This window comes from Allobosea sp. LjRoot237 (assembly GCF_964253285.1).
GTDB lineage: Bacteria > Pseudomonadota > Alphaproteobacteria > Rhizobiales > Beijerinckiaceae > Allobosea.
Genome location: NZ_CAXUQP020000001.1, coordinates 2,485,098 through 2,496,893 on the forward strand (window position 1 = coordinate 2,485,098; position 11,796 = coordinate 2,496,893).

Here is an 11,796-nt window from a genome sequence, read left to right on the forward strand (position 1 = left end):
CTATCGGCCCGCGGCGCGCGATGTCAATATGACGCAGCAACGACCCTTACGCAGCGTCTGCCACCCTTCGCCGTATCCCGATGAGACTGCTTGACAGCGCCTCTGGCAAGCTCCTTATTTAAAAGAAACAGAATAGCGTTCTATAATTTAGAACTCTGGGAGAAACGCTATGGCGACTGAACTGGCGTCTCGCGCCGAGCAGCCGGCGCGGGCGAAACAGTCGGGAGCGGCAAGGGCGCAGGGCTCGATCGGCTCGGGCATCGTCCTGCGCGACGTGGTCAAGAACTACGGCGATTTCCGTGCCGCCGACCGCATCTCTCTCGACATCCTGCCCGGCGAGTTCATCACCCTGCTCGGTCCCTCGGGCAGCGGGAAGACGACGCTGCTCAATCTCCTTGCCGGATTCCAGACGCTCGATGGCGGACAGATGCATGTCGACGGCGCGCCGATCGACCATGTCCCGACCCATAAGCGCGGCTTCGGCATGGTCTTCCAGAGCTACGCGCTCTTTCCCAACATGACGGTCACGCAGAACGTGGCGTTCCCGCTGCGCATGGCCGGCTTCGACCGCGCGACCGCCGAACGCCGCGTCGCCGAGACGCTTGAGATCATGCGCCTGTCCGAGCATGCCGCGAAGACGCCCTCGCAGATGTCGGGCGGCCAGCAGCAGCGCGTCGCCATCGCCCGCGCCATCGTCCGGCGCCCGAAGATCGTGCTCATGGACGAGCCCCTGAGCGCGCTCGACCGGCGGCTGAGGGAATCCATCCAGATCGAGATCCGCGAGCTGCACCGGGCGATCGGCAGCACCATCCTATTCGTCACCCACGACCAGGGCGAGGCGCTGACGATGAGCGACCGCATCGCGGTCATGGACGCCGGGCGGATCGTGCAGATCGGCACTCCGGTCGATATCTATCGGCATCCGCAGAACCGCTTCGTCGCCTCCTTCGTCGGCGAGAGCAACCTGATCGAGGCGGAGATCATCCAGCGGCGCGGCGGGGTGATGGCGCTGCGCAATCGCGCCGGCTACGTCTTCGAGGCCGATGCCGGGCACGGCATCGAGGTCGGGCGCGCTACCGTGCTCGTGCGGCCCGAGCGGATCGCCATCGCTGATGCGCCCGGACCGAACACGATGCCGGTCACGGTGACCTCCGCTCTGTTCCTCGGCGAGGTCCTGCGGATCGAGGCCCGCACCGACAGCGGAGAGACGCTGCTGATCCGCTGCACGGACACGGCGGTCCGGGCGTTGCCGGCGATCGAGGACCGCCTGCATGTCAGCTGGGGCGCCGCCGATTGCTGGGTACTGTCGTGAGCGTCCTCGCCGCCACTGCCCCTCGCCACGGGCGAACTGGTCTTGCCGGAAGGCTCTCCAATCCCGCTTTGCTTCTGCTGCCGGCCGCGCTCTTCCTCGGCTTCATCTATCTGCTGCCTGTCATCGACCTCGTCCGCCTCAGTGTCAGCGGGCCGACGGTCTCGACGTTCTTCGAGCGGGTGTTCTTGGTGCCGCTCTACTGGGATTCGCTCGTCCGGACGATGCAGATATCCCTCACAGTGGCGACCTTGTGCCTGCTGCTCGGCTATCCGACGGCGCTTCTGATCCGGCGCACCTCCGGCATGACCCGGACCCTGATCACGGCCGGCGTGATCCTGCCCTATTTCATCGCGGTCCTGATCCGGACCTATGCCTGGATGGTGCTGCTCGGCCGCAACGGTCCGGTGAACAAGCTCCTGACCGGGCTCGGCCTCCTCGACGAGCCGGCCCAGCTTCTCTTCAATCGCGGCACGGTCCTGCTCGGCATGACGGCGGTCCTGCTGCCGATCATGGTGCTGAGCATCTATTCCAGCGTCTCGCGCCTCGACGCGGCGCTGCCGCGCGCCGCACAGGCGTCCGGCGCTGGGCCGATCGCCACGTTCTGGCGCATCCTTCTGCCGCTCACCCTGCCCGGAATGGGGGCCGGCTTCCTGCTCGTCTTCGTGGCCGCGCTCGGCTTCTTCATCACGCCGACACTGCTCGGCGGGCCGGGCGACCAGATGTTCGCCATGCACATCGTGCAACAGGCTGATTTCATCAGCAGCGAGGGCTTTCTCCAGGCGCTCGCCGTGGTGCTCCTGGTCATCACTCTGCTCTTCGTCGGCCTCGCCGGCCATGTCCTCGGCTTCGAGTTCATCTGGGGCGGCGGCAAGTTCGCGGAGGGGCAGGCGCGCACCGGCACGAGCCGGGAGGCAGCCGCTCCACGGCAGCGTCTCTTCGCCGGGATCACTGACCGAATCGGCTGGCCCATCCTGCGGCTGCTGAGCCGGCTGCATCCCGGTTGGGGACGCTGGACCGTCATCATCCTCGGCGGCGGCGTGATCGCGACGCTGATCCTACCCATCCTGGTCGTGATGGTGATCTCGTTCAGCAGCGCCTCCTATCTCACCTTCCCGCCGCCCGGCTTCTCCTTGCGCTGGTACGAGAAGTTCTTCTCCGATCCGAACTGGATGGAGGCCTTCTGGAAATCCTCGGTGATCGCTGCCGCGTCGGCCGTCATCTCGGTGGTGCTCGGGGCCTCCGCTGCGATGGGGATCGTGCGCAGCAACATCCGCGGCAAGTCGGTCATCATGCTCCTGCTCGTGAGCCCGGCCATCGTGCCGCCGGTGGTGCTCGGCCTGTCACTCTACAGCCTGTTCCTGCGCTTCGATCTCGTGGGGACGATCTGGGGGCTCGCCTCGGCCCATGCGATCGGCGGCATTCCACTCGTCGTGATTATCGTTTCGGCGGCGCTCCAGGGCGTCGACAAGCGCCTCGAACAAGCGGCTGCCGTGCATGGCGCCTCCCCGCTCACCGTCTTTCGCACGGTGACGCTGCCGGCGATCGCACCGGGGCTCGCGGCCGCGGCCTTCTTCGCCTTCCTGCACTCGTTCGACGAGCTGGTGCTGTCGCTGTTCCTGTCGAGCGCGCAGCTGAAGACCCTGCCGCTGATGCTCTGGGCCGACATCAACTACCAGCTCAATCCGGTGCTGGCGGTGGTCTCCTCGCTCGAGGTCCTGCTGGTCGTGATCGGGCTCGCGCTCGCTGGGCCCGTACTCGCCCGGTCACGTACGGGTGCCTGAGGCGCAATCAATCAGAAACGGGAGGGATGAAGACCATGACGCAACGCATGACGATCTGGCGGGTGCTCCCCGCGTTGGCCGCGATGGCAGCGCCGCTGGGCCTGGCCCAGGGTGCTCAGGCCCAGAGCAAGGAGGTGATCGTGCAGGACCCGGGCGGCGCCTATGGCGAAGCCCTGCGCAAGATCATGTATGGGTCGTTCGAGAAGGCGACGGGCATCAAGGTCGTGACCGTGCAGGAGGCGCGGAGCGGGCCGCGGCTGAAGGCCCAGGCCGACGCCGGGAAGGCAGCCTGGGACCTCGCCTTCATCTTCGACCAGGAGACCAAGCTCCTCGGTGACTGCTGCCTCGCCGAGATCGACTACAAGAAGCTCTCGGAATCCGCCCAGACCACGCTGGCGGCGATGCCGGACAACCTCAAGCGGCCCAAGGGCGTCGCCCTGCAGGTCATCGGCGTCGGCCTCGCCTGGAACAAGGACAAGTACAAGAGCGGCAGCGAGCCGCAGAGCTGGGCTGATTTCTGGGACGTCAAGAAGTTCCCGGGCCGGCGCTGCATGCCCGCCTGGTCGCGCTTCACATTCGAGGCCGCGCTGATGGCCGATGGCGTGCAGAAGGACAAGCTCTATCCGATCGACATGGAGCGGGCGCTGAAGAAGCTCGCCGAGATCAAGCCCCATGTGACCAAATGGTGGACGACCGCCGCGCAGCCACCACAGCTGCTGCTGGATGGCGAGGCCGACATGTGCATGGCCTATACCGGCTCGATGAGTAAATTCGCCCTCGAGGGAGCGCCTGTCGGGCTGACCTGGAACCAGGGCTTCGTCTATTACGACTTCTTCTCGATCCCGAAGGGGGCGCCCAACTATGACAACGCCCTGAAGGTGCTGTCCTGGCGGCTCGACCCCAAGCGCGCGGCCGAGCTGACCTCGAACTTCCCGGTCGCCCTGCCCTCCTCCGTCGTGTTCGACGCAGCCGACCCGAAGACCAGCGTCTACTGGGCGAACAACCCCAAGAATCTGGCTCAGGCGATCGAATGGAGCCCGGACTACTGGGGCGCCGCCTCGCCCGATGGCCGCTCGACAAACGAGGAGCACGGCCAGGAGAAGCTCAACGCGTTGCTGGCGAAATAGCCGGCTGGCGGAAAGCGGCCGGGTCCCGATGGGCGGCCGCCTTCCCGTCGCGTATGGCCGGGGCTAGAGATAAGCCCGGCTCAGAGGATCGAACTTCACGATGGACAAGGCTTTCACCAAGGGGCTGCGGCTTCTCGAGGTTCTGGCACGCAGCAGCAAGCCTCGCGGCATCACGGATCTCGCGGGCGAGCTCGGCCTGACCAAGAGCAACGTGCATCGTTTGCTGGCAACCCTCCAGACGCAGGGCTTCGTGAGGCAGGCGCCCCCGCCGAGCAGCACCTATGAGCTGACGCTGAAGATCTGGGAACTCGGCAGCTACGTCGTCAAGCGACTGGACTTCGTCGCCATCGCCCACCCGGCCATGGAGACGCTGGCCCAGGCGACCGGCGAGACGGTTCATCTCTCCGTGCTCGACGACACCGACGTGGTCTATGTCGACAAGATCGAGAGCAAGCATCAAATCAGGGCCCATACCAGCGTCGGCATGCGCGCGCCGGCCTTCGCCATGGCGACGGGCAAGGCCATGCTGGCGCATGAACCCGACGAGGCTCTCGAACGGTTCCGGCCACTCTTCAAGCGCTACACTGCAACGACGCGCGTGACGCTCGAGGAACTCATGGCCGATATCCGGCAGGTCCGGCAGCAGGGCTACGCCACGGTCCTGCAGGGGGAATGGCGCGACGGCATCGCGGCCTGCGCCTGCGCGATCCTCAGCCAGGCCGGCGAGGTCGTCGGCGCGATCGGGATATCGGGACCCGACTCCCGGCTGAAGCGCAAGGAATTGAAACAGTTTTCAGAAGAGGTCCGGAAGGCGGCACAGTCGATCAGCGCGACGCTCGGCCACCGACCTCGGCATTGACACCACTCCGGCGCTCCGCCCGGCGCGAGCGCATCACCCGAAACGAACCCGCTCCATCCGCGGAAAGGCCGAACCATGAACGACAGCTTCCGGGCCATGATGATCGTCGACCATGAGGGGCGCCCGCGCGCCGAGTTCCGGGACCTCTCGCTCGCCGATCTTCCCGATCACGACGTGCTGGTGGAGATCACCTTCTCGACGCTGAACTACAAGGACGGGCTCGCGATCAGCGGCAAGGGCCGGATCGCGCGGCGGCTACCGATGGTGGCAGGCATCGACCTGGCCGGAACGGTCGTCGAGAGCCGCTCCCCGGACTGGAGGCCCGGTGACAAGGTGCTGGTCAATGGCTGGGGACTTTCGGAGACCGAATGGGGCGGCTATGCGCGCTTCCAGAAGCTCAAGCCGCAATGGCTGACACGGCTGCCCGAAGCCTTCACCTTCGAGGAGGCCATGGGCATCGGCACCGCCGGCTATACGGCCGCGCTCTGCGTCGACGCGCTCGAGGATTGGGGGGCGATCGTCCCCGGCGGGCGCGAGGTGCTGGTGACGGGCGCGGCCGGCGGCGTCGGCTCGACCGCGGTCAGCCTTCTCGCCCGCAAGGGCTACACGGTCACCGCGGCGACCGGCAGGCCCGAGACGCACGCCTATCTGTCCGAGCTGGGCGCCACCGGTTTCGTCGAGCGCGCGGCTCTCGCCGAAAAGGGCGGGCCGCTGCAGAAGGAGCGCTGGGGCGGCGCGGTCGATTCGGTGGGATCGACGACCCTGGCCAATGTGCTGGCGCAGACGGCCTATGGCGGGGCGGTCGCGGCCTGTGGGCTGGCGGGCGGCATGGACCTTCCGGCGAGCGTCGCACCGCATATCCTGCGCAGCGTGAGCCTTCTCGGCGTCGACAGCGTGATGGCGCCGGCTGCAAAGCGCGATCGCGCCTGGAAAACGCTGGCCAATCACCTCGACAAGGCACAGCTCGGCCGGATCGCCCGTGTCGAGCCGATGTCGGCCCTGCCGGCGCTGGCGGAGGACATCGTCGCCGGCAAGATCCGTGGCCGCGTCGTGATCGACGTTTCCCGCTGACCATCGCGTAAAGCCGTGCGCGCCGGCATTGACAGGCTTTATGCGCTTTTATCAAAATAGAATTGTGTTCTGAAATACAGAACAGATCGTCAACCTAGTAAGGCGATCACCGGACCAGGGAGGCTTCGCGGGATGGGAACGAACCGGGACGACCGCGACTTGCGGCACTCCATCGTCATGGCCTGCCGCGAGATGACGGCGGCGGGCATCAACCAGGGCACGTCGGGCAATATCAGCGTCCGCGTCGATGGCGGCATCCTGCTGACGCCCTCCGGGCTGCCCTATGACCAGATGACACCCGAGGACATCGTCTTCATGGCTTGGGATGGCGGCTGGACGGCGCGGGAGGGCAATGTGCCCTCGACGGAGTGGCGCTTCCATCTCGACATCCTGAAGGCGAAGCCGGAGACGGGCGCGGTGGTCCACGCCCATCCGGCCTACTGCACGATCCTGGCGATCATGCAGAAGAGCATCCCGGCGATCCACTACATGATCGCCGCCGGCGGCGGGAACGACATACCCTGCGCGCCCTATGCCCAGTACGGCACAGCCGAGCTGTCCCATTTGGCGCTCGAGGCGCTGGCCGACCGACGTGCCTGCCTTCTGGCCCATCACGGGCTGATCGCGACCGGAGTCAGCCTACGCAAGGCGATGTGGCTCGCCATCGAGGTCGAGACCCTGGCGAAGCAGTACCATGGCTGCCTGCAGATCGGCACACCGCCACTCCTTCCGGACGTGGAGATCGACAGCATCCTGAGGCGCTGGGGCCAATACGGCCTGCGCGACAGGAACCCGCTCGCAGCGGCTTCTGGCAGCGCCGCCTGACAAGGCCGCCTGCACCGCTACTCCTCTTCCCGTCCGAGAAAGCCTCCATGTCGCCCACCCACGATGTCAGCGTCTGCGGTTCCTACATCCTCGATATCCTGGGCGTGCCGGTCACAGAGATTCCACCGGCCGGCACGCGCTATTTGATCGACGAGATCCGCCTTACCGTCGCCGGGACCGCCGGCGGGACGGTCGTTCCCTGCGCACGGCTGGGCCTCACGGCGCTCGCTGTCGGCGCAGTCGGCGAGGACGAAAAGGCGGACTGGATGCTGGATGCGCTGCGGCGCGACGGGATCGACGTGTCGGTGATGGAGCGCCTTGCCGGCAGCCCGACCTCCGCCACGATCCTGCCGATCCGGCCGGATGGCTCGCGCCCTGCCCTCCATGCCCGCGGCGCCTCGGCCCGCTGGCGCATCTCTCCCGCCGCGCAAGCACGCGCCTGTCAGGGGCGGATCGTCCATCTCGGCGGCGTCGGCTCGCTGCTGGCGATGGATGGCGAGCCCTCCCGCGCCCTGCTCGCCGACGCCCGCAAGGCCGGACGCGCGACCACGCTCGACCTGATCTCGGCACGGCCCGAAACCCTGGCGCTCCTCGAGCCGCTGCTGCCCGAGGTCGACTTCTTCATGCCGAGCATCGACGAGACGGCCGTGATGGTCGGCACGCATGATCCGGCCGCCTGCGCCCGTTTCTTCCTCGACCGGGGAGCTGGCGCCTGCGCGATATCGCTGGGCGGCGACGGCTCCTTCATCATGACGCGGGATGGCCAGCAATTCACGATGCCGGCCTTCGAGATCGCGGTCCGCGACACCACCGGCTGCGGCGACGCTTATTCCGGCGGCTTCATCGCCGGCCTCGTCCGGGGTTGGGACCTCACCGAATGCGCACGGCTCGCGACCGCGACCGCGGCGCTCGTCGCCACCGGTCTCGGCTCCGGCGCCAACCTCGTTTCCTTCGACGAAACCGTGCAGGCGATGAACAGCCTGCCGGTGCGCAAGACCGCCTGACGCAGGCAGCACCGTCTTTCGGCTTCCGCAGTGAGAACAGACATGATCAGACATGCCATCGTGACGGGCGCCAGCCGGGGCATCGGCCGCGCTATCGCTCTGGGGCTCGCCGAGCGCGGCTACGATCTGGCGCTGACCGATATCGGCCCGCAGAAGGCCGCGCTGAGCGAAACGGCAGCGGAGATCGAGGCGCGCGGTCGGCGTTGCCTCACCATCGTGGCCGATGTGAGCGATCAGGAGGATTGCCGCCGCTCAGCCGCCGAGGCGGTACAGGGCCTCGGGCATGTCGATGCGCTGGTCAACAATGCCGGCATCCTGAAGCTCGCCTCGATCGAGGAGCTGACGCCCGAACTCTGGGACATGACGCTCGCCGTCAATGCACGCGGCGTCTTCCAGATGACCCAGGCGCTGATCCCGCATATGCGCGAGCGGCACTATGGCCGCATCGTCAACATCGCCTCGCTGGCCGCCCGCACCGGCGGACCGGGCCAGGCGCACTATGCCGCATCTAAATCGGCGGTCGTCGGCTTCACGCGCGTCTCGTCGATGGAGCTCGGGCAGTACGGCATCACCGTGAACGCAGTCTGCCCCGGCATCATCCAGACCGAGATGGGAATGAACAATCTGCGTGATCCCGAGCGGGTCGCCTATTTCGAGAAGGTCACGGACCTGCATCGGCTCGGCGATCCGGAGGATGTGGTTGGGCCGGTTGCCTTTTTCGCCTCAGACGACTCCGCCTTTGTGAGCGGCCAGGCTCTCAATGTGGATGGCGGCATCTTCTACAGCTAAGCAGCGTAGAGATGATCGAACCTGGCAATATCGCCTGTTGAACTCGTTGGCAGACGCCGATTTTGATGCCGCTCTGGCATAGCCGGTCGCCGCCGATACGCTAGGTCGCGTTCGCCAGTTCTGCCTGAAGGAAGGTCAGGAAGGCGGGGTCATCGGCATAGGCGACGTTGATGCGCATACCGGCCGCTCTTTCGTCGGTTTCGGGTTGGTGCCGTTCGGGCAGGAAAACCGTGCCGGGCGCGATGAAGATGCCTTGCTCGGAAGCGCGGCGTGCGAGCGCGAGATCGTCTAGGCCGGGCGGCAACCCGACCCAGAGATAGTAGCCGCCGCCCTGGCGCGTGAAGACCGGCAGGCCGAGGCGCTCCAGACCGCCGAAGGCGTTGCGGGTCGCCTTGCCGATGCGTTCCTTGAGGCGCTTGAGGTGATGACGGTACTGGCCGCTGGCGATCAGGTCGCTGACCAGGCGTTCCAGATAGCCGGAGCTGTTGACCACGGTCAGCATCTTCATGTCGCCGAGCGAGCGGGCAAGCGCCGGGCTCGCCGCGACATAGCCGATGCGCAGGCTGGCCGAGAGCGTCTTCGAGAAGGTGCCGAGATAGATCACCCGCTCCAGCTGGTCGAGCGCGGCGAGCCGTGGCGCGCTCGCCGGCATCACGTCGGCAAAAGGATCGTCCTCGACGATGGTGAGATCGTGCTGGGCAGCGATCTGTAAAAGGCGATGGGCGATCGGCAGGGCAATCGAGCCGCCGGTCGGATTATGCGCCAGCGACTGGGTGAAGAACACCTTGGGCCGGTGGCGCGCGATCTGGGTGGCTAGATCGTCGAGATCCGGCCCGTCCGGAAGACGCCTGACGCCGGCGATCTCGATGCGGGCGAGCTTCAGCTTGCCGAAGAGCGGATAGTAGCCGGGGCTGTCGACCAGAACGGTGTCGCCGGGCTGCAGCAGTTGGCGGATGATGAGATCGAGCGCGTGGTTGGCGCCGAAGGTCAGCAGGATCTGCGCCGGCGAGACCTGGATCGAGCGCTCGGCCAGCATCAGCCCGATCTGGGCGCGCAATGGCGCATAGCCGACGGGATCGCCATAGCCGTGCTCGACCGGCAGGTCGCCCTTGCCCGTGCGCAGGCGCAAATGCCGCCCGAGCTCGGAATCCTCCATCCAGGAGCGTGGCGGGCGACCATCGCCGACGCGCACGGGATGGACCTGGCAGAGCTGCTCGCGCAGCAGCGAGACGATGTCGATCGCCTCGCTCATATGCGGCGGCGGAGCTTCGCTCGGCCGCTGTCCCGGGGCGCGGACATAGAAGCCGGCGCCGCGACGGGCTTCGAGGCGGCCGCCGGCGACGAGCCGGTCATAGACCTCGACCATGGTGTTCTTCGAGACGCCATATTCGCCGGCTGCCAGCCGCAGCGAGGCCATGCGTCGCCCCGGCTGGAGCAGGCCTTCATCGATCATCCGGCTGATCCGGGCAACGATCGCACCGGTCCGGTTGCTGTCGGTCTGCTCGTCCATCAAGCCTCGCATCTGTACCAGTCATCTGGCTGGTACAGAGAATGGGACATTGCGGAAATTGTGCCTTGCCGCTCTCCGGCGATTGTCCGAGCTTGTCAACCGAAGAAGCGCCGCCGCCGATCGCGCGCCGCAAAATTAACCCCGGCTGGGGAGGACATGACATGGTGACGGCCGAGGCGCAGAGCGCCGCCGGGCGTGGGGTGAACTCGCGCATCGAGAACTATCGCAATCTGAGCTGCGCCGAACGGCTATCGCAGGCGGTCGCCGCGGCGGGCCTCTCCGATGCCGATCGCGCTCTGCTTGCGCAACCAGGCGCGCTGCCGCTCAATCTCGCCAACGGCATGATCGAGAATGTCGTCGGCACCTTCGAGCTGCCGCTCGGCGTCGCCACCAACTTCACCGTCAACGGCAAGGATTACCTGATCCCGATGGCGGTGGAGGAGCCCTCCGTCGTCGCCGCCGCCTCCTACATGGCCCGGATCGCGCGTGGCTCGGGCGGCTTCCGGACCTCGAGCGATCGGTCGATCATGCGGGCGCAGGTCCAGCTGCTCGGCGTCGGTGATCCGGAAGGCGCGCGCCACAAGCTGCTGGCGGCGCAGGCCGAGATCGTCGCCGCCGCCAATGCCAAGGACAAGATGCTGATCTCGCTCGGCGGCGGCTGCCAGGGCATCGAGGTCCATGTCTTCCCGCAGACCCCGCGCGGGCCGATCGTCGTCATGCACCTGCTCGTCGATGTCCGCGACGCGATGGGCGCCAACACCGTCAACACCATGGCCGAGACGGTCGCGCCGATCGTCGAGCGCATCACCGGCGGTACGGTGCGCCTGCGCATCCTGTCGAACCTCGCCGATCTCCGGCTGGCGCGCGCCAGCGTCACCATTCCCGAGGCGGCGCTGGCGACGAAGGAATTCTCCGGGCGACGCATGATCGACGGCATGCTCGACGCCTATACCTTCGCCGCGATCGATCCCTACCGCGCCACCACCCACAACAAGGGCATCATGAACGGCATCGACCCGGTCGTGGTCGCGACCGGCAATGACTGGCGCGCCATCGAGGCCGGGGCCCATGCCTATGCCGCCCGCAGCGGCCGCTACACCTCGCTGACGACCTGGGAAGAGGACAAGGACGGCAATCTCGTCGGCTCGATCGAGTTGCCGATGGCGCTCGGCCTGGTCGGCGGCGCGACCAAGACGCATCCGCTGGCGCAATGGTCGCTGCGCTTGCTTGGAGTCCAGACGGCGCAGGAGCTGGCAGAGGTCACCGTTGCGGTCGGCCTCGCCCAGAACATGGCGGCGCTGCGGGCGCTGGCGACGGAGGGCATCCAGCGCGGCCACATGGCGCTGCACGCCCGCAACATCGCCATCGTCGCCGGCGCCGAGGGCACCGAGATCGAGGCGGTCGCCGCCGAGCTCGCCCGCAGCCACGACGTCCGTGTCGATCGGGCGCGCGAGTTGCTGGCCGAGCGGCGCAAGGGCTGACCTTTTTCAAGACTCACCACAGAACCGCATCAAGCGG

Annotated in this window: 10 protein-coding genes; 9 read left to right on the forward strand and 1 reads right to left on the reverse strand. The window is 67.0% G+C overall.

Going from position 1 to position 11,796, the window contains the following annotated elements; translation table 11 throughout:
- The first annotated feature begins 169 nt into the window (after positions 1–169).
- The 8 genes from ACSQ24_RS12070 to ACSQ24_RS12105 all read left to right on the forward strand — a co-directional run bounded on the left by ACSQ24_RS12070 (position 170) and on the right by ACSQ24_RS12105 (position 8,768).
- On the forward strand, positions 170–1,312 hold the full coding sequence (locus tag ACSQ24_RS12070; RefSeq protein ID WP_436094906.1) for an ABC transporter ATP-binding protein: 1,143 nt from the start codon (positions 170–172) through the stop codon (positions 1,310–1,312).
- Positions 1,309–3,093 carry an ABC transporter permease subunit gene (locus tag ACSQ24_RS12075; protein WP_436094907.1) on the forward strand — a complete coding sequence of 595 codons (1,785 nt, stop codon included), beginning with the start codon at positions 1,309–1,311 and terminating at the stop codon, positions 3,091–3,093. The genes ACSQ24_RS12070 and ACSQ24_RS12075 overlap by 4 nt, the downstream gene beginning before the upstream one ends.
- A gap of 35 nt (positions 3,094–3,128) precedes the next feature.
- A complete protein-coding gene (locus ACSQ24_RS12080; protein WP_436094908.1) occupies positions 3,129–4,220 on the forward strand; it encodes an extracellular solute-binding protein in 1,092 nt (363 codons plus the stop codon).
- Positions 4,221–4,320: 100 nt separating this feature from the next.
- Positions 4,321–5,079, forward strand: coding sequence for an IclR family transcriptional regulator (locus ACSQ24_RS12085; protein WP_436094909.1), 759 nt, complete (start codon positions 4,321–4,323; stop codon positions 5,077–5,079).
- Positions 5,080–5,154: 75 nt separating this feature from the next.
- A complete protein-coding gene (locus tag ACSQ24_RS12090; RefSeq protein WP_436094910.1) occupies positions 5,155–6,150 on the forward strand; it encodes an MDR family oxidoreductase in 996 nt (331 codons plus the stop codon).
- Between the two features lie 132 nt (positions 6,151–6,282).
- On the forward strand, positions 6,283–6,975 hold the full coding sequence (locus tag ACSQ24_RS12095) for a class II aldolase/adducin family protein (protein WP_436094911.1): 693 nt from the start codon (positions 6,283–6,285) through the stop codon (positions 6,973–6,975).
- Positions 6,976–7,022: 47 nt separating this feature from the next.
- A complete protein-coding gene (locus ACSQ24_RS12100) occupies positions 7,023–7,979 on the forward strand; it encodes a carbohydrate kinase family protein (protein WP_436094912.1) in 957 nt (318 codons plus the stop codon).
- Between the two features lie 42 nt (positions 7,980–8,021).
- Positions 8,022–8,768 (forward strand): SDR family NAD(P)-dependent oxidoreductase, encoded by a 747-nt coding sequence (locus ACSQ24_RS12105; protein ID WP_436094913.1) that lies wholly within the window; start codon positions 8,022–8,024, stop codon positions 8,766–8,768.
- A gap of 100 nt (positions 8,769–8,868) precedes the next feature.
- On the opposite strand, the gene ACSQ24_RS12110 is transcribed toward ACSQ24_RS12105, so the two are convergent.
- Positions 8,869–10,278 carry a PLP-dependent aminotransferase family protein gene (locus tag ACSQ24_RS12110; RefSeq protein ID WP_436094914.1) on the reverse strand — a complete coding sequence of 470 codons (1,410 nt, stop codon included), beginning with the start codon at positions 10,276–10,278 and terminating at the stop codon, positions 8,869–8,871.
- Between the two features lie 161 nt (positions 10,279–10,439).
- Here ACSQ24_RS12110 and ACSQ24_RS12115 point away from each other — a divergent pair, with 161 nt between their 5' ends.
- Complete coding sequence (locus ACSQ24_RS12115; protein ID WP_436094915.1) at positions 10,440–11,759, forward strand: hydroxymethylglutaryl-CoA reductase, degradative; 1,320 nt, start codon at positions 10,440–10,442, stop codon at positions 11,757–11,759.
- The last annotated feature ends 37 nt before the right edge of the window (positions 11,760–11,796 follow it).